The 17785-nt window shown below is 40.4% G+C and carries 16 protein-coding genes and 2 tRNA genes; 12 read left to right on the top strand and 6 right to left on the bottom strand.

Annotated elements, in window-relative coordinates:
• Positions 1-49: 49 nt before the first annotated feature.
• The 3 genes from FTT75_RS07665 to FTT75_RS07655 all read left to right on the top strand — a co-directional run bounded on the left by FTT75_RS07665 (position 50) and on the right by FTT75_RS07655 (position 2515).
• On the top strand, positions 50-1042 hold the full coding sequence (locus FTT75_RS07665; RefSeq protein WP_180186199.1) for an NAD(P)H-quinone oxidoreductase: 993 nt from the start codon (positions 50-52) through the stop codon (positions 1040-1042).
• Between the two features lie 213 nt (positions 1043-1255).
• Positions 1256-1459, top strand: a complete 204-nt coding sequence (locus tag FTT75_RS07660) for a hypothetical protein (RefSeq protein ID WP_159516433.1) — start codon at positions 1256-1258, stop codon at positions 1457-1459.
• 153 nt (positions 1460-1612) lie between these two features.
• Complete coding sequence (locus tag FTT75_RS07655) at positions 1613-2515, top strand: YafY family protein (RefSeq protein ID WP_180186198.1); 903 nt, start codon at positions 1613-1615, stop codon at positions 2513-2515.
• A gap of 119 nt (positions 2516-2634) precedes the next feature.
• Here the strand turns inward: FTT75_RS07655 and FTT75_RS07650 are convergent.
• Together FTT75_RS07650 and FTT75_RS07645 are read right to left on the bottom strand one after the other, a co-directional pair.
• Positions 2635-2720, bottom strand: a tRNA-Leu gene (locus tag FTT75_RS07650).
• A 10-nt stretch (positions 2721-2730) separates the two neighbouring features.
• Positions 2731-2804: transfer RNA gene (locus tag FTT75_RS07645), tRNA-Cys, on the bottom strand.
• A 153-nt stretch (positions 2805-2957) separates the two neighbouring features.
• On the opposite strand from FTT75_RS07645, the gene folD reads away from it, so the two are divergent.
• Entirely contained in the window at positions 2958-3806 is an 849-nt protein-coding gene (folD, locus tag FTT75_RS07640) for a bifunctional methylenetetrahydrofolate dehydrogenase/methenyltetrahydrofolate cyclohydrolase FolD (protein WP_180186197.1), read from the top strand.
• Positions 3807-3941: 135 nt separating this feature from the next.
• Positions 3942-4610, top strand: coding sequence for a methyltransferase (locus tag FTT75_RS07635; protein ID WP_180186196.1), 669 nt, complete (start codon positions 3942-3944; stop codon positions 4608-4610).
• A 61-nt stretch (positions 4611-4671) separates the two neighbouring features.
• Here the strand turns inward: FTT75_RS07635 and FTT75_RS07630 are convergent, their stop codons facing one another.
• Together FTT75_RS07630 and FTT75_RS07625 are read right to left on the bottom strand one after the other, a co-directional pair.
• Positions 4672-5094 carry a hypothetical protein gene (locus FTT75_RS07630; RefSeq protein WP_180186195.1) on the bottom strand — a complete coding sequence of 141 codons (423 nt, stop codon included), beginning with the start codon at positions 5092-5094 and terminating at the stop codon, positions 4672-4674.
• A 135-nt stretch (positions 5095-5229) separates the two neighbouring features.
• Positions 5230-7059, bottom strand: coding sequence for a phosphoenolpyruvate carboxykinase (GTP) (locus FTT75_RS07625; protein ID WP_180186194.1), 1830 nt, complete (start codon positions 7057-7059; stop codon positions 5230-5232).
• Between the two features lie 415 nt (positions 7060-7474).
• Here FTT75_RS07625 and FTT75_RS07620 point away from each other — a divergent pair, with 415 nt between their 5' ends.
• The 4 genes from FTT75_RS07620 (at position 7475) to groL (ending at position 11327) form a co-directional block, all read left to right on the top strand.
• On the top strand, positions 7475-8413 hold the full coding sequence (locus FTT75_RS07620; RefSeq protein ID WP_180097242.1) for a diacylglycerol kinase family protein: 939 nt from the start codon (positions 7475-7477) through the stop codon (positions 8411-8413).
• Positions 8394-9170: a metallophosphoesterase gene (locus tag FTT75_RS07615; RefSeq protein WP_005171918.1), complete on the top strand. Its 777-nt coding sequence runs from the start codon at positions 8394-8396 to the stop codon at positions 9168-9170. Before FTT75_RS07620 ends, FTT75_RS07615 begins: the two co-directional genes overlap by 20 nt.
• A 168-nt stretch (positions 9171-9338) precedes the next feature.
• Positions 9339-9626: a co-chaperone GroES gene (gene groES / locus FTT75_RS07610; RefSeq protein WP_005096311.1), complete on the top strand. Its 288-nt coding sequence runs from the start codon at positions 9339-9341 to the stop codon at positions 9624-9626.
• A 66-nt stretch (positions 9627-9692) separates the two neighbouring features.
• Positions 9693-11327 carry a chaperonin GroEL gene (gene groL / locus FTT75_RS07605; RefSeq protein WP_180075194.1) on the top strand — a complete coding sequence of 545 codons (1635 nt, stop codon included), beginning with the start codon at positions 9693-9695 and terminating at the stop codon, positions 11325-11327.
• A 430-nt stretch (positions 11328-11757) separates the two neighbouring features.
• Here the strand turns inward: groL and FTT75_RS07600 are convergent, their stop codons facing one another.
• Complete coding sequence (locus FTT75_RS07600; protein ID WP_180186193.1) at positions 11758-12171, bottom strand: hypothetical protein; 414 nt, start codon at positions 12169-12171, stop codon at positions 11758-11760.
• A gap of 487 nt (positions 12172-12658) precedes the next feature.
• On the opposite strand from FTT75_RS07600, the gene FTT75_RS07595 reads away from it, so the two are divergent.
• Entirely contained in the window at positions 12659-14347 is a 1689-nt protein-coding gene (locus FTT75_RS07595) for a YadA C-terminal domain-containing protein (RefSeq protein WP_180186192.1), read from the top strand.
• A gap of 67 nt (positions 14348-14414) precedes the next feature.
• Here the strand turns inward: FTT75_RS07595 and FTT75_RS07590 are convergent, their stop codons facing one another.
• Complete coding sequence (locus FTT75_RS07590) at positions 14415-14909, bottom strand: copper resistance protein NlpE (protein ID WP_180186191.1); 495 nt, start codon at positions 14907-14909, stop codon at positions 14415-14417.
• Positions 14910-15138: 229 nt separating this feature from the next.
• Here FTT75_RS07590 and FTT75_RS07585 point away from each other — a divergent pair, with 229 nt between their 5' ends.
• Together FTT75_RS07585 and FTT75_RS07580 are read left to right on the top strand one after the other, a co-directional pair.
• Complete coding sequence (locus FTT75_RS07585) at positions 15139-16293, top strand: LuxR C-terminal-related transcriptional regulator (RefSeq protein ID WP_180186190.1); 1155 nt, start codon at positions 15139-15141, stop codon at positions 16291-16293.
• 915 nt (positions 16294-17208) lie between these two features.
• Complete coding sequence (locus FTT75_RS07580) at positions 17209-17757, top strand: 1-acyl-sn-glycerol-3-phosphate acyltransferase (RefSeq protein ID WP_171255736.1); 549 nt, start codon at positions 17209-17211, stop codon at positions 17755-17757.
• Positions 17758-17785 lie beyond the last annotated feature (28 nt).

Raw genomic sequence — 17785 nt, 5'->3', positions numbered from 1 at the left:
TGTTCAAATAAAGCCAAGTATCTTGAATATTCAATAAGCAGGGAAATATATGTCACAAGCAAGCATGCAACAGATTATTATTATAGAACCGGGCGATATCGATAAATTGGCTTATGAAACGGTTGCAATCCCCGAAGCCAAAGCAGATGAAGTTCTGGTGAAAGTCCATGCTTTCGGAATTAACCGTCCAGATATTTTGCAACGTCAAGGTTTGTATCCAATGCCAAAAGGCGTAACACCAGTCCCGGGCCTTGAAGTCGCGGGTGAAGTGATTGCAGTTGGTGCTGAGGTAAGCCAGTTTAAAGTTGGTGATAAAGTCTGTGGCTTGACCAATGGTGGTGGTTATGCAGAATATTGTGTCGTACCAGAAAGCCAGACCTTGAATATTCCGGAAGGTGTAAGCTTTACACAGGCGGCAGCCATTCCTGAAACCTTTTTTACCGTGTGGGCCAATGTGTTCCAGATGGGGCAGGCCAAAGCAGGGGAAACCGTGCTGATTCATGGCGGGAGCAGCGGCATTGGCACTACTGCTTTAATGTTATGTAAAGCACTCGGAATCAAAAGCTTTGCGACTGTCGGTACGGATGACAAGGTTGCAGCTATTTCAGAGTTAACTTATGCGATTAACTATAAAACGCAAGACTTTGAGCAAGTGATTAATGAAGCAACTGACAATGGCGGAGTCGATGTCATTCTGGATATGGTGGGTGGGCCATATTTAGAGCGGAACCTGAATTTGCTGCGTCGTGATGGACGTCTGGTGTATATCGCCTTTTTGGGCGGTCGTAAAGCCAAAGAGGTTAATTTAGGTCCTATCATGATGAAACGTCTGACCATTACGGGTTCGACCATGCGTGCACGTACTACGGCTGAAAAAGCTGAAATTGCACAAGGCCTGAAAGAGCAGATTGCACCATTGTGGGCAAAAGGCGAATGTCTCCCGATGATCTATAAAACTTTCAAGTTTGATCAAATCCAAGATGCACATGCAGCCATGGATACCGGGGAGCATGTCGGTAAAGTTGTGGTTGAAATTATTTAATACGAGATAAATGATTTAAAAAAGCCAGTAATTTTACTGGCTTTTTTAATTTTGAGTAAAATCTTATTACAAATAAATATATAAAATTTTGAATAAAAATTAAAAAATGTTAACTGTTCGACACAACCTGTCAAGAATGCCACGTAAATTGCATCTATCGATAATTCCGACTAATTGGTTCAACATTCACATGAATGTGAGAGGGAAAATAAGATGAAAATTATTCCAATAGTATATAGTTCAAAACATAGTTTAAAAGCATTGCATCGTATTCATAAAATGATTATTCGCGGAAGCATGAGTTGGGCAGAGTTACATAAAATGTATCGAGCGATGCTGCATCTGGAGCGTTATATGGAAAGATTAACGCTCCAGAATCGTCCTTTAAGCAAGAAAGCATCCAGAAAATCCAAATAAGGTCTTGTATTTTTGGGATGAATAAAGGGTCAAGATCTGAGGTAAAAGAATATCTTAGACTTTATCCTAATATGATTCACTTATTGGTATTTAGTATAATCATTAAGTATCTAGCGATAAATAAGTACATGTGAATGTATTAAGTGGGGATTTATGAAGCGCCCAGCTTCAACACATGAGCGTCTTGCAGAGCGTTTAGCCAGAATTTTGACCAAATTAAATGTCGGATATCAACTCCGGGCTGCAGAGCTAGCTGCAGAATTTCAGGTCAGTAGCCGCACCATTGAACGTGATTTTGACCGATTAAACTCTTATCTGCCTTTACGCCAAGATCAACAGAAACGATATTATCTGGATCCCTCTTATTTGGGGCGGTTCAAGTTGCAGGATATTCAGACCTTTGCCCAGCTTTCCGGGATCAGTGAGCTGTATCCCGCACTAGATATGTCCTTTTTACGTGAATTGCTGGATGATCGCGCCAATCTGGTGTTTTCTGCAAAAGGCTATCATTTTGAAGACACCAAACAGTTTGCTGAGCATTTTAAAACTTTAGCCGCTGCTATTCATAAGTGTTATTATATTCATTTACGTTATCGTGAAGAATCCAGAAATATCCAGCCTTATCGTTTAATCCATCATCATGGCATTTGGTATCTGGCGGGTATAGATCAGGGAAAACTAGGCACCTACCGTCTCAGTCAGATTCAGCAAGTTGAATTGTTGCTTGATCTGAAGCCCTTTGAACATGAGGCTGAAATATTAAAAATTCTGGAGGATGAAGAAGGGATCTGGTTTGGGCAGCAGAAACAACAAGTCTGGGTAAAAATTCAGCCAGAAGTCGCCATGTTTTTTAAAGAGCGTCGTTTATTTCCGGAACAACAGATTGAGCAAGAGTCAGCATCGGGAGAGTTGTTAATCAGTTGTCAGATTCGCCATGAAATGCAGCTTTTACCTTTGGTGCGTTACTGGATGCCCCACATCAAGATTACTGAGCCTGTACATTTTCAGCAGAAACTGGAGCAAGATTTAGAACGTTATTTACGTTCTGCGGGATAAAATCGCACGTCTGTATAAAATGGCTTGATTGATAGTTTGACTTATTTTCTAAATTTCAGACATAAAAAAACCAGCTTAATGCTGGAGATTTTATTGCACCATTTTAACAAGGATTAAAATGGTGCCCGAGGCCAGACTCGAACTGGCACGCTTTGTGGGCGGGGGATTTTAAATCCCCTGTGTCTACCGATTTCACCACTCGGGCTTTAACAAGATGGAGGCGGAGGTCGGAATCGAACCGGCGTCCACGGAGTTGCAGTCCGCTGCATGACCACTCTGCCACCCCGCCGCGTCTTGTTGATGCGTATATTATCAAGCTCAGAAAAAAAAACAATAGTGTATTCATCTGTATGCGCATAAAAACATCATCTGGCGGAAAATATTTAAATTATTCATGTAGAATGTGCAAAATTGATTCATATCAACACTTGGGAGAAGTGCCGTGGCATTAGTTCTAGACGGTCGTGCATTGGCGAAGCAAATTGAAGCTGACTTGTTTACTCGCGTAGAAGCGCTGAAAGCAAAATCAGGTCGTACTCCAATTCTTGCGACGATTTTGGTAGGTGACGATGGCGCATCTGCAACTTATGTTCGCATGAAAGGTAATGCCTGCCGCCGTGTTGGTATGGATTCACTCAAAGTGGAACTTCCTAAAGAAACCACCACTGAAGAATTATTGGCTGAAATTGAAAAGTTAAATGCCAATCCAGATGTGCACGGGATTCTGCTTCAACACCCGGTTCCGGCTCAAATTGATGAACGTGCCTGTTTTGATGCAATTTCGCTTGAAAAAGACGTAGATGGTGTGACTTGTCTGGGCTACGGTCGTATGGCAATGGGCGAAGCAGCCTATGGTTCAGCGACGCCTGCTGGGATTATGACCATTTTGAAAGAAAACAACATCGAAATCGCTGGTAAACATGCGGTGGTTGTAGGTCGTTCTGCAATTTTGGGTAAACCAATGGCTGCGATGCTGCTAGAAGCGAATGCAACCGTAACCATTTGCCATTCACGTACTCAAGATCTTGCAAGCTTTGTTAAGCAAGCTGACATTATTGTCGGTGCAGTAGGTAAAGCTGAACTGATTCAAAAAGACTGGATCAAATCAGGCGCGGTGGTTGTTGATGCTGGTTTCCATCCACGTGATGGCGGTGGTGTAGGTGATATCCAGTTGCAAGGCATTGAAGAAATTGCGTCTGCTTATACCCCGGTTCCGGGTGGTGTGGGCCCGATGACCATCACCACTTTGATTCGTCAAACGGTAGAAGCTGCTGAAAAAGCGCTTGGTTAATTAAATCCTCCCTGACCCTCCTTTTTCAAAGAAGGAAAGCTAATCATCAATTTTTAGATGGAAGTTCCCCTCTTTCCTAAAGAGGGGTTATGGGAGATTTTTTGAATATATAGATATAAATTAAAAGAAAACCCAATGAGCTGTACCTTTCAATTGCCTAAAGCCCCTCAGCATCTGCTAAAAGCCTTACATGGTGTGATTCCACATTGTGAATTACAGGCGCAGCAGCTTCCCGATACGCCTATTTCTTTATGGCTCATTCCACCGGTATTTCCAACAGATAAACTCGATGATGAAGTGATTCGCCGGATCTGGAACGATACACCGTATTGGATCTTTTGCTGGGCCTCAGGCTTGGCGATGGCTCAATGGCTATTGGCAGAGCCGCATCATGTCAAAGATAAAGTAGTTTTGGATTTTGGGACTGGATCGGGCGTAGTTGCCATTGCAGCGAAAATGGCAGGCGCAAAACGCGTCATCTGCTGTGACATCGATCAAGTCAGTTTGGATGCCTGTCGTGCCAATGCTGAGTTAAATGAAGTTGAGCTGGAATATCTGGATGACCTGTATAAGGCAGAACAGGTAGACATTCTGTTAGCCGCAGATGTGCTCTATGATCAATGCAACCGTTTCTTCCTGGATGAATTTTTAAAATTCGCACCTGAAGTATGGGTAGCAGACAGTCGAGTCAAAAATTTTAGTCATCCAAAGTATATAAAGCTGGATGAACGTAGCGCGACGACCTGGCCAGACCTGGATGAATCACCAGAATTTCGTAATGTCAATTTTTATAAAACACTTTGAATTTGAAAAATAAAAAGGGCAATAAGCCCTTTTTATTGTGTTGCTTTGAATATATCGGATATTAAGAACAAGTATAACGAATGACACGCATCGTGGTTGGGCGGGCGTCTAAGGCTTCGCGTGCACCCGGGTTCTGGCTATTATATAGATCTGGGGTATTGCTTAAGCTGATTTGCGTGCGGCTATTACCTAATTGGCGGCCATATTGTTCCTGCTCCGCAAGTGGATTAGAAATTTCATTAGTGCTTAAAATCTGAATATTATAGGTTTTTGAACCGCCCAAAGTCTGTTGACAGGCTGCCTGTAATCTTCTTTCATCCTGATTAGGCCGTCCTGAAAGCGTATAGCTCAAGGTTGCTGTATTGCCTGAACGTTCCAGAATTTCATAGCCACTTTTTCCGTTGAACTGATGTGGTGCAGTCTGACACGCACTCAACATGAAGCTGCTTGCAGCCAGAGCTAAAATGACTGTTGTTCTTTTCATATTTATAGTTCCTAAAGTCTTGGCTTAAGTATGCCATATTTTGCTTAAGCAGCTGCTCTCATCAATTGTGATCAATTGTTTAAACAGCCAATAAAAAAGGCCGCTTACGCGACCTTTTTGGAATTAAATCAGCAATTAAGCAGATTTAACCGCAGCAATAAGTTCTGCTTGACGAGTTTTTAACGCTTCCGGTAAACGCTCACCCAGCTTGTCAAACAATTCAGTATGGCTTTCAAGCTCTTTGATCCATTGATCTTTGTCTTGAGAAGTTACTAGGTCAAATTGTTCTTTAGTGAAGTCAGAACCAGTCCAGTTCAACTGTTCGTAAGTAGGAACTAGGCCGATTGGTGTTTCAACAGCATCAGCACGACCTTCACAACGGTCAATGATCCACTCAAGAACACGCATGTTTTGACCGAAACCAGGCCATACGAAGTTGCCTTCAGCATCACGACGGAACCAGTTCACGTTGTAGATACCTGGAAGTTTGTTGCCAGCAGCTTTTGCTTTCTCGCCAACTTTCTCACCCATTTCTAACCAGTGCGTGAAGTAATCCGCCATGTTGTAGCCAGCGAAAGGAAGCATCGCGAACGGGTCACGACGAACAATACCTTGTTGACCAACAGCAGCAGCAGTGGTTTCAGAGCCCATAGTTGCAGCTTTGTAAACACCATCAACCCAGTCAAATGCTTCTGAAATTAGAGGCACTGTGTCCGCGCGGCGGCCACCGAAGATGAACGCAGAAATTGGAACACCTGCTGGATTTTCCCAGTCAGCGTCAATCGAAGGGCATTGACCAGCAGCAACAGTGAAGCGAGCATTTGGATGCGCAGCTTTTTCTTCGCCAGTGTGAGGTTGACCTTTCCAGTTGGTTAGGTTAGCAGGTACTTCTTTAGAAAGACCTTCCCACCATACTTCGCCGTTGTCAGTTACAGCAACGTTGGTATAGATCACATCTTTAGTTAATGTTGCCATACAGTTCGGGTTGGTCTTGGTATTTGTACCCGGCGCTACACCGAAGAAACCAGCTTCAGGGTTAATTGCATATAAGCGACCATCTTCACCTGGTTTGATCCAAGCAATATCGTCACCTACAGTTTCAATTTTCCAGCCTTCGTAGCCCGCTGGTGGAATCAACATCGCGAAGTTTGTTTTACCACATGCAGATGGGAATGCCGCTGCGATATAGTGTTTTTCGCCTTGTGGATTGGTCACGCCAAGGATCAGCATGTGTTCAGCTAACCAGCCTTGTTGACGACCCATAAATGATGCAATACGTAAAGCCAGGCATTTTTTACCCAACAATGCGTTACCGCCGTAACCAGAACCGTAAGACCAGATCTCACGAGTTTCTGGATAATGCACGATGTATTTTTCAGGGTTGCAAGGCCATGCAACGTCTTTTTCGCCTTGTTCTAGCGGAGCGCCCACAGTATGTACACATGGAACGTATTCGCCATCAGTACCTAGAACGTCATAAACAGCTTTACCCATGCGAGCCATTTTAGACATGCTTACAGCAACGTAAGGAGAATCTGTTAATTCGATACCGATGTGTGCAATATGAGAACCTAAAGGACCCATAGAGAAAGGCACAACGTACAAAGTACGACCTTTCATAGAACCATCAAACAAACCGTTGAGGCGAGCACGCATTTCAGCAGGTGCTTCCCAGTTGTTGGTTGCGCCAGCGTCTTCTTTGTTTTCAGAGCAAATGTAAGTACGACCTTCAACACGAGCAACGTCAGAAGGATCAGAATTCGCAAGATAAGAACCAGGATGAGTTTCTTGATTCAGTGCTTGCATTGTGCCGTTAGCGATCATCAAGTCGATATAACGTTGATATTCTTCTGCGCTACCGTCACACCATTCAATTTTTGCTGGTTTTGTTAATTTAGCAATCTCTTCCACCCAAGCAATAAGCTTAGGGTGACGAACGAATTCTGGTGCGTTCACTTGGGTCATGGTGAGGCCTATCTCAAATGTGTACAAAAAGGATGTACAAAGTACAATCCGAGCAATAAAAATGTTGCCCGGATGATATATGAAAAAAAGTGGCTGTATTAAAGCATAAAATGATAAAAAAAATAAGACCAAAGAAGCACTAGATTTCTTTTGGCATATAATGCTATTTTATTTGTAAATATAATGAAAACAATAAGATAAAACTAAATATTTGAATTGTCTTGGTTATTTATTTTAATTATGAATAGTATTTATTTTAAAAATTATTAATAAAATCAATTTATTAATTTTATAGCACGTCTCATATTCGTTATTGATTAAATAAATGGTTGCCATTTGAATTTTACATAAAGCTACTGTTAATTGTCTATGAATTGGACAAAATGCCAATAGGCTTCATAAAGTTGTGCGAAAAATGTCTAATCAATCTAAACCCTTATCGCTTATTTATAATCATAATGCTGGTTTTCGCATACAAGGGCCAGAAGGGATCTATGAACAACTGACTGAAATATTTTCAGCGCAAGGTTATCAGACTAAAGCCTATGAAATCAATGATTCACAGCAATTTGATCATGTTATGGCGGAGGTGTTGACACGACATTTAGCGTCGGATGAAGCAGGCATCGTGGTGGCAGCAGGTGGGGATGGTACTTTAAATACAGTCGCCAAGCATTTATTAAATACGCAAATTTCTGTCGGAATTTTACCCTTGGGTACCTTTAATTATGTAGCCAGATTATTAGATATTCCCTTGGATTTAATTGAAGCCGCTAAAGTGATTGCCACGGGACAATCTAAACGTATCAATGTAGCCCAAATTAATCAGGATATTTATCTGAATAATGCCAGTTTGGGTCTGTATCCCTTATTTATCAAAAAACGTGAAGATTATAACCGGCGGTTTGGTCGATTGCCGTTACATGCCTATACTTCCGCACTGGATGTGCTGATTCGCGACCGTAAGGAACTGAAACTGGAAATCTGGGTAGATCACAAGAAATATCCGCTAAAAACACCCCTGATCTTTTTTGGCAACAATCCCTTGCAACTGGCAGATATGAAAATGCAGATTGCCAAAGCAGCAGAGCAGGGTAAAGTCGCAGGAGTAGTGGTTTCTAAAAGTGATAAGCTAACTTTATTTAAGCTTGTGTATCAGTTGGTTCGTGGCAAGATTGATCAGGCTTCGGATGTTTACAGTTTTGCTGCCGATCAAGTCCGTATCGAATCTAGATCCAAGAAATTGATGGTGGCGATTGATGGCGAAATCGTAGAAATGGCGCCGCCCCTCAATATTTCTGTTTTAAAAAACAGCCTGAGTGTAAGGGTGCCGCATGATCCTGCATCTGTCTGATCTGCATTTTGGGACAGAAAAACCCGAGTGTTTAGAGGCAATTCGACAGTTCTGTCAGACTCATCCTCTGGAAGCGGTCGTCGTCAGTGGTGATCTGACCCAACGCGCACGTTTAAGCCAGTTTTTGGCCTGTAAACGGTTTTTAGATCAGCTTGAGACACCTTATCTGGTAATTCCGGGTAATCATGATATTCCGCTCTATCATTTATGGAATCGGCTGTTCAATCCATTTACCCGTTATCAGCTTTTTTTTGGTGAACTTGAACCCACACTTGAAACAGACAACTTTTATCTGGTGGGGGTGAACTCAATCCGGCGCCGCTATCACACCAAAGGGCATTTATCGCTTGAGCAGATTCAGCGTATTGATCGGAAATTAGGCCAAGCGCCTTCTTCCAAATTAAAAATTATTGTCAGCCATCAACCGTTCTATGTGCCTTTTCAAAATAAGCGCGGTTTTAAGGATAGTCCATTGATGGCCAAAATTGCTTTAGAAGCTTGGGCAGCACATGGCCTGTTTGCAGTCTTGCATGGACATCTGCATCAACCTGCGGTTTATGATTTGAACCTGATCTTTGATTTGGGGGCAGATCATCCTGTTTATGATGTACATGCAGGTACTTCAGCCTCGCATCGGCTACATAAAAAAGAGCCAAATAGTTTTAATCTGATTGATGCATCAGGAAAAATTTCCCAGTATTTATTCGATGACGTGACCCAGTCCTTTCTGTTAAAGCCTGATATGTTGAATAAATAGACGAAAAATCAGTATTCGTTAAAAAAAAGCAATTTTTTTTCATTTTTGCCCTTGAAGCGTTTTATTCCATCTCCATAAAAGTGACATCAAAAATTTTTGATGATGACCCATGGAATAATTAAGTCGTCATCAGTGACCTAAAAAAGACTTAGTCTGATGGAGTTAAATATGAGCAACATTCGTCCATTACATGACCGCGTTGTTATTCGTCGTGTTGAAGAAGAAACTAAAACAGCTGGCGGTATTTTACTTCCTGGTTCTGCTGCAGAAAAACCAGCTCAAGGTGAAATCATTGCTGTAGGTAATGGTCAAATCACTGACAATGGTGTACGTGCGCTAGATGTAAAAGTTGGCGATAAAGTATTGTTCGGTACGTATGCGGGTACAACTGTGAAAGTTGACGGCGAAGAACTTCTTATTATGAAAGAATCTGACATTTTAGCGGTATTTGCTTAATTTCCGTTTAAAGTCGTCTTATGTTCATCAGAATTTAAAAGATATTAAAAGTATTTGGAGTCAAAAATGTCAGCTAAAGACGTAAAATTTGGTGATTCAGCACGCAGCAAAATGATTGCTGGTGTGAATATCCTTGCAGATGCAGTGAAAGTAACACTAGGTCCTAAAGGCCGTAACGTTGTGATCGACCGTTCTTTCGGTGCGCCACACATCACCAAAGATGGTGTAACGGTTGCCAAAGAAATCACCCTAAAAGATAAATTCGAAAATATGGGTGCTCAGCTGGTTCGTGAAGTGTCTTCTAAAACTAATGACATCGCAGGTGACGGTACAACCACTGCAACTGTATTGGCTCAAGCAATTTTGAACGAAGGCATCAAGTCAGTTACAGCGGGTATGAACCCAATGGACTTGAAACGCGGTATCGATATCGCTGTTAGATCTTTGGTTGCTGAAATTAAAGCAACTGCTCAACCTGCGTCTGATTCTAAAGCGATTGAACAAGTCGGTTCGATCTCTGCAAACTCTGACACCACTGTAGGTAAACTGATTGCGCAAGCAATGGAAAAAGTGGGCAAAGAAGGTGTCATTACTGTAGAAGAAGGTTCAGGCTTTGAAGATTCTCTAGATGTGGTAGAGGGTATGCAGTTTGACCGCGGTTACATCTCGCCATACTTCGCAAACAAGCAAGACACGCTAACCGCGGAGCTTGAAAATCCGTTCATTCTTCTGGTTGACAAAAAAATCAGCAACATTCGTGAGTTGATCACAGTGCTTGAAGCTGTTGCGAAAACAGGTAAACCGCTTTTGATCATCGCTGAAGATGTTGAAGGCGAAGCGTTGGCAACTTTGGTTGTCAACAACATGCGCGGCATCATCAAAGTATGTGCAGTAAAAGCGCCTGGTTTTGGTGATCGTCGTAAAGCGATGCTGCAAGACATCGCGATCTTGACTGGCGGTACGGTGATTTCTGAAGAAATTGGCATGCAGCTAGATCAAACTGCACTTGAACATTTAGGTACTGCACATAAAGTGACTGTATCTAAAGAAAACACAGTGATTGTGGATGGTGCGGGTAATGCAGGTCAAATTTCTGAACGTGTTCAGCAAATCCGTGCGCAAATTGAAGAATCTACGTCTGAATATGACAAAGAAAAACTTCAAGAACGTGTTGCTAAATTGGCAGGCGGTGTTGCAGTGATCAAAATCGGTGCTGCGACTGAAGTTGAAATGAAAGAGAAGAAAGACCGTGTAGACGATGCACTTCATGCAACGCGTGCTGCGGTTGAAGAAGGTGTGGTTGCAGGTGGTGGTGTTGCACTGGTACGTGCAGCGAAAGTATTGGATAACGTAACTGGCGCGAATGATGACCAAAATGTAGGTATCAACATTCTACGTCGTGCGATTGAAGCGCCGCTTCGTCAAATCGTATCGAATGCGGGTGATGAGCCTTCAGTGGTGATCAATGCTGTGAAAAATGGCGAAGGCAACTTCGGTTATAACGCGGCAACAGGTGTTTATGGCGATATGCTCGAAATGGGTATTCTTGACCCAGCAAAAGTAACGCGTTCAGCACTTGAGCATGCTGCTTCTGTTGCTGCATTAATGTTGACAACTGAATGTATGATCACGGATATTCCAGAAGACAAGCCTGCAATGCCTGATATGGGCGGCATGGGTGGTATGGGCGGCATGATGTAATTCATGTTGATCATTTGATCTTGAAAAATCCCTACCTCAGGTAGGGATTTTTTTTATTTCTTGATAAAAAAGTACGATTTCAATAAAAAATAGAGTAAAATTTGAGACATAAGTTTGATCTAGATTAAAAAATGCAAACAGGGTATCATTTTTTATTAAAAAATTGATTAATGTTTATTTTTGTAACATTTGATCTTGGAATATATAAATTTTTGATTTATGATTTAATCAAAATATAATTGATGTGCGGCTATATGAACAGTACAGTTATAAATAATGAGGGGAAAAGTTCAGAGGATCATTCTGAACTGGTATTGATTAGTAAATGTGAATTAAAGTCTTTATACCGGAAATTAAAGGAATATGAAGATCGTTTACGGAGATATGAACATGAGCATAAAAAAATTTTAGCTTATTTCACGCATAAAAATTAGAATTGATTTAACTCATCAATCAACTTTTTAATGATATCTTTATGATGATTTTTTAAAGCGCGAAACTTCAGATAATAGTCTAGATCTCCAGCATCGTGTTCTGAAATCTGGGCACTAGGATTAATATCTTGGTCTCCAAATCTTAGCCATTGATTAGATACATTTAACCAAATCGCTAAAATAGAGAGTTTATCTTGGCTAGGGATGGCCTTACCTAATAACCAGTTATTTGCAGATTGCACCGAAATAGAGGTGCCATCATAACGGTTATTAAACTCCTTGGATAAATAAGTCGGACTAATAGGGTGTCCGTTATCCATTAAAGCTTGTTTCAAACGTTCGGCAAATAATTTTTTTTCTTCTTGACTGCTCATAAAACCCATTCTCTCTCTTTCTAAACCATCATACATTTTTAAATTCTATCTTAAAAATGTATTTTGAATGCCACAATATTTTTCAGAGCCCAATTTTAAGAAAACTCTATTCATATTTCAATTGTAACAAAGTTCTTCAGCCTATCTTGTTGTAATTATTTGTAATTTTTATTTATTTCTACACTTTAGATTGAATTCAACTAAATAAAAATATTAGTCAATCAATCTGTGAATTAATCAAGGTTACTTTATCATTTTTTATTTCTTAAATTGCTATTTAAAACAAAATCTTAAGTTAATTTCATATTATTTTCACCCTCAAAATCAATTTTAAATTTAAAAATAAATCAAATATTGATTGATATCTTTGTTTCGTTTTGTATATTATTGCCTCAGGTCCGCTCTAGCAGCGGCAGGTAGTGGATGGCAGTCTCCAGAACAACCAGACATTCAACTCAGTTTTGCTGGTTTACATCAATCCTAGGGTAGACCAGTCTTTTTATAAAAATTGAAGGAAATTTATATGAAATTTCAAAAGACTTTATTGGCAGCTGCATTAGCAGCAGTAAGTTTTGGTGCGCTAGCAGCAGTGAACCAAGCAGATGTAGTAAAATACGCAAATGCTGAAGGTGATGTTCTTGTTAAAGTAGAAGATGCTAATGACAGCAATGGGGTTGTTCAAAATGGTTGGTATAAGCTTGAAGGCAATAAGCTAACAGCATTTACAGGTGAAACAAAAGATTACACAATCGTAGTGTCTGCTGGTCAAGTCCAAATTACAGAATCAACTCCATCTACAACAGGTGGTACTACAACAGGTGGTTTAAGCTTTGATGGTAATGTAGACCAAAATAATTATTGGTCTTTTGGTGGATCAACCGCCACCACCACAACAACAACAGCCGGAACTTATACTCTTGACGGTCAGTTAGTAAATACTGACTGGCATGGTAATAATGGTCTAGTTGATGAGAAAATCACTTTTACAGGTGAAACATCACCAGCAACTACTGCAACTGATGTAGTTTCAGTTAAAAAAGATGTTCAAATTGGTAACATTACTGAAGAAGATCGTGATACAGCTGGTAAAGCTAAATACGATTTCACTTTAGCTGGAAAAAATGTTCAAGGTACTCTTGCAACAATTAAAACTGAAGCTGATGCCAATACTGCTGTAGCTGGTGTTACAGGCAATGGTTTAGCTGTCTTGGATGTGGCGAAAGGTGGAGTGGTTGATCTTGAGAAAGGTACAGTAACTACAACTTCAGTTACAGGCACTACTACAACTGCACCAACAGCAGTACTAAATGCTTACGATGATAAAGATGGTAATCGTGTAGTTGAATTTAATGGTAAATATTTCAAAGCAACTGATAATACTTTGACTGCTTACACTGGCGATACTAGTGATGCTAACTTAACTAAAGTAGGTAAAGGTACAGCTGATGAAACAACTGGTGGCGATCGTACTACTACAGTAAATACTGGTTTAGTATCAAATCTAAACGTTACCTATGGTGAGTCTGTTTCTAAAGCCCCAAATGCTGGTGAAATCAAAATTTCTAGTACAGACCCATTAGTTGCAAATGATACAAGTGGTAATAAATATACAGTAACTTCTAATGCTCCAGTATCTACATCAACTAAGGATGTAAAAATTGGCATTATTCCAGTAGATGAAGCAGGTAATAAAACTTACGGTTTACAAGCTACAAATACTACAGATGGTAAAGTTACAGCGCAAACTACAGTAACTGCAGCTGGTATTGAAACCACTGGTGACATCGCTTTTGTTGACGCTGCTACTGGTTCAAAAACTTCTGTGAAAGGCTACTTAGAAGAAACTTCTAAAGCTGTTGATGCTAAAGTTGCTGAAGTTGATCAACGTTTAACTACTCAATTCAATACAACAGCTGGTCAATTAAATAGCCGTGTAAATCAGTTGAACTCTCGTATTGATGACGTAGAAAAAACTGCTTACCGTGGTGTGGCAATTGCATTAGCTGCTCAACAACAAATTCCTAACATCGGTGCTGGTCAATTCGCTGTATTTGGCGGTGTAGGTCACTATGAAGGTGAGTCTGCTGGTGCTCTAGGTGTTGCAAGCGTGTTTGCTGATGGCCGTACTTCTGTAAGTGCTGCTCTTGGTTTCGCTGGCGGTAACGAAGTTGGTGGCCGTGTAGGTGTATCATACGTATTTGGCGGTAAGTAATTACTCCTTATACTGAGCTATAAAAAAATCCCCGCAATATGCGGGGGTTTTTTATGTCTTTACAAAATTATGATGAAGACTTTTTAACTAATTTGTAATTTAAATTACTCTCAATTTTTTTACCTGATTCAACATCACGTGCTTCGATAAAATTTTCGCTAACAAAGAATTTACGGTTTTCAGCTTTGTTATCTAATGTGATGAGTGACGGATCCTGAGGATCAAAACTAAAACTGCCTTTGAGTTCAAATTCATTATTATTAGCTTTTCCTAAATATTCTTCACTCAGTTCATAAGTCTTATCTGAATTAAGCTGTAACTCGACTTTAATGCCTTCACAGTCGGCACAAGGAAATACACCTTCATATTCACCTGCCCAATCTAATGAGGTCTCTGCGCTATCAGCCCGAGTCAGATTGGTACCGGAGTTATTTTGCTCCGTCATCGCTGGGCTGGATGGTGCATTATGATTCATTGGCTCATTGTCATTCTGTTTTGAACATGCTGTCAACGTTGATGAAATAGCGACTACCATCGCAGCAGTGAATATAAATTTCTTCATTGTTTTGATCCTATGGATTTATTTGTTAGCTAATTACATTAAAAGCAGTCTATATAGATAAATAGAGCAATCTTGTTAAAGTTTGATTCATTAGGTGAATCAGATCAAAGTTATTCATCAATCAATAGACTTCAGGGATTTTCATAAAATATTAAAGGTATTTTATGTCGTTTCACCAAGGGCTGCTTGGCGCTATGATTAAGAAAGAACTATAAAAAATGAGGCAGCAATGAAATTAGAACAAGAAAATAATCTTATTGCAAAAATTTATGATGCTGCATTATTGCCAGCTTTGTGGCTGGAGGTGATCGAAGATATCGTGAGCTACACTAAAAGTAAGAGTGCAATCTTTACCGGTCTGGATCAGCTTAATCCAGGCTATGATTTTGTTCACACGTATAATATCCCGAATGAAAGTTTGGCTGCCTATCAGGATGAACGTATCAGAGTGATTGATATGAAACTTCATATGCCCTTATGGAATGATATTGAGATGGGGGATGCGCTAAATCAGAATTGTCAGCATTATGCAGAGCGGCCCGGTACGGATCATTATGTATTTTATGAAAAATGTTTAAAGCCAACAGGTGTCTGCTATCTGGCAGGCGTGTTGCTCGATCAAGGTCATTATCGCTGGGCCGTACTCGGTATCCATCGTGCGCCTGAGGTGCAGCCTTTTGAACAGGCAGAGCTGGATTTTCTCCGACGAATCAGTATTCATTTACGCCGGGCTTTACAAATTCACCGACAAATCAGCTTGATTCAACAAGATAATTTAAACTTGTATACGCTATTGGAGGGTTTAAAAACAGGGATTGTGCTGCTTGATCAAAACTTGTGTTTAAGCTATTCCAATCCTGTTGCACAGCAGATGATTCAGCAAAGTTCATGTCTGGATCTGGATAGACATAATCATCTAAAAATCCATCCTTCTCAGCAGGCACGTCTTGATCAGTTGTTAGAAAGTGCTTTACTGGATGCTACAACGGTTCAGGCTGAGGTCGGTGGAGTCTTGGCACTGAGTGATAGTACGGGGTCTCAATTAATGCTCACAATCGTGCCGTTTAAAAAATTAAGAAATATGCAGCTTTTACAAGCGGATCAGCACCAGATTGCATTATTTATGACCGACAAGAACCAGCATTACTCACTGTCCAGAGCTTATCTACAGCAGTGCTACCATCTGTCAAAGCGAGAGTTTGATTTATGTGAATTGTTAATTAATGGCTATAAGCTGGAAGATATTGCAGAACAGTGTGGCATTACGTTGAGTTCGGTACGGACGTATTTTAAAAATATTTATGAAAAAACCCAATGTTGTTCGCAAATCGAACTGATGCATTTATTGATGGGTTGTACCATTCAATTTGAACATATTGATTAAAATAACGCCATCTTCTGATGGGATTATCTGAGTTGATTTTATTTTAGTTGAGTCGAGAGAGTGTAAAACTACCTTCGCCACTTCCCGTCAATGTGAGGATAATAGCATCAATTGTACCTGACAAACCTAAATGTGCATGAGTCTCGGAAAGACCTGCACAACCGTTGGTATCAATGATCTGAACAATCTACAAATAATTTACTATCTCGGATCTGGTAGTTACCATATTCGATTCCCGCTCCACTACAAGATGTGTCTCCACTTTCGACTTGATCATGCCCGATAGCATCAACTAGCGTATATGTATGATTTGCCTTGAAAACGAATAATTGTTTACCCGAACCTGAGCTCCAGGCACCTATAATTCCCGAATTATGAGGGGTAATTTTCGTAAAAATTGCACTTTCATCTGGATTTTAGGCTTCCGAAATTTTTAATTGAGTGCTGTCGAAGAATATTTTCATATGGCTTAATCATTGTCTGAACCGCCACATGCCGTGATTAACCCCGTTAAAGCAAGACAAATTAAAGTCTTTTTCATCAGAATCTTGCTGAAATTATAATGTCAGGGAAGTATAAAAAGACGTGATGTTTTGCCATATCCCAAAATGAGGAGGTTAGGAGCATTTTAGTGAATAAATTCTTGAATTTATTTCACAATCATCGTTGATGGAGCGAGAGAGTCAAATCTGAGAGCAGCTTGATGGGTAAATTAAGTTGAAATGTATAAGTGTTTAATAAGTGTTTAATTCATTTTTTATTTGAAAAATCTAATTATACAAATATAGATTAATTGGTTATTTGTTGTGCAATTTGCACTATCTATATTTGCTTAGATTGCTAGAATCTGCGCAGATTTGAATAGAACTGGTGCATAAGGTGTTTGAGAAGTTAGCAGAACAAAGCCTGAACCTGATGGGTTGGGAAATTGATAACCATTGGCCCCTAGATTTAGACCAATGTGTCATGATTGCTGCTCCTCATACCAGTAATTGGGATGCACTGTATGCGCGACTGGCCTTAAAAGCATTGGGCGTAAATGTTCGCTTAACCATTAAAGACAGTTACATGAAATTGCCATTTGGGCCTTTTGTGCGTGCTATGGGCGGTATCGGGATTGATCGCCGTCCTAAACAGCCGGGTGAGCCTCGTCCGAGCATGGTTCAGCTGATGACGGATTTATTTAAGACCCATCCCAAACTGGTCATGCTGGTCACACCAGAAGCAACGCGTGCCAAACAGGAACAGTGGAAAACCGGTTTTTATCATGTTGCGATCAATGCGGGTGTGCCGATTGCTTTGGCTTATATGGACTATGCCAAGAAAAAAACTGGCGTAGGTAAAATTGTTTATCCGACAGGGGATTATGAAAAAGATATGGCGGAAATCATGGCATTTTATGCAGATATTCAGCCAAAATTCCCTGAATGTTTCAGTGTCGATCAGCGTTATTATCAGAATTAAAATTGCGTTGTAAAAAGAGCAGGGTATT

Source organism: Acinetobacter sp. YH01008, from assembly GCF_013420435.1.
Taxonomy (GTDB): Bacteria; Pseudomonadota; Gammaproteobacteria; order Pseudomonadales; family Moraxellaceae; genus Acinetobacter; species Acinetobacter pseudolwoffii.
This window is presented reverse-complemented; position numbering and strand designations above follow the sequence as displayed.

Coding starts and splice junctions, on each gene's coding strand:
- FTT75_RS07665 (WP_180186199.1), top strand. CDS start 50: ATGTCACAAGCAAGCATGCAACAGATTATTATTATAGAACCGGGCGAT.
- FTT75_RS07660 (WP_159516433.1), top strand. CDS start 1,256: ATGAAAATTATTCCAATAGTATATAGTTCAAAACATAGTTTAAAAGCA.
- FTT75_RS07655 (WP_180186198.1), top strand. CDS start 1,613: ATGAAGCGCCCAGCTTCAACACATGAGCGTCTTGCAGAGCGTTTAGCC.
- FTT75_RS07635 (WP_180186196.1), top strand. CDS start 3,942: ATGAGCTGTACCTTTCAATTGCCTAAAGCCCCTCAGCATCTGCTAAAA.
- FTT75_RS07630 (WP_180186195.1), bottom strand. CDS start 5,094: ATGAAAAGAACAACAGTCATTTTAGCTCTGGCTGCAAGCAGCTTCATG.
- FTT75_RS07625 (WP_180186194.1), bottom strand. CDS start 7,059: ATGACCCAAGTGAACGCACCAGAATTCGTTCGTCACCCTAAGCTTATT.
- FTT75_RS07620 (WP_180097242.1), top strand. CDS start 7,475: ATGTCTAATCAATCTAAACCCTTATCGCTTATTTATAATCATAATGCT.
- FTT75_RS07615 (WP_005171918.1), top strand. CDS start 8,394: ATGATCCTGCATCTGTCTGATCTGCATTTTGGGACAGAAAAACCCGAG.
- groES (WP_005096311.1), top strand. CDS start 9,339: ATGAGCAACATTCGTCCATTACATGACCGCGTTGTTATTCGTCGTGTT.
- groL (WP_180075194.1), top strand. CDS start 9,693: ATGTCAGCTAAAGACGTAAAATTTGGTGATTCAGCACGCAGCAAAATG.
- FTT75_RS07600 (WP_180186193.1), bottom strand. CDS start 12,171: ATGTATGATGGTTTAGAAAGAGAGAGAATGGGTTTTATGAGCAGTCAA.
- FTT75_RS07595 (WP_180186192.1), top strand. CDS start 12,659: ATGAAATTTCAAAAGACTTTATTGGCAGCTGCATTAGCAGCAGTAAGT.
- FTT75_RS07590 (WP_180186191.1), bottom strand. CDS start 14,909: ATGAAGAAATTTATATTCACTGCTGCGATGGTAGTCGCTATTTCATCA.
- FTT75_RS07585 (WP_180186190.1), top strand. CDS start 15,139: ATGAAATTAGAACAAGAAAATAATCTTATTGCAAAAATTTATGATGCT.
- FTT75_RS07580 (WP_171255736.1), top strand. CDS start 17,209: ATGGGTTGGGAAATTGATAACCATTGGCCCCTAGATTTAGACCAATGT.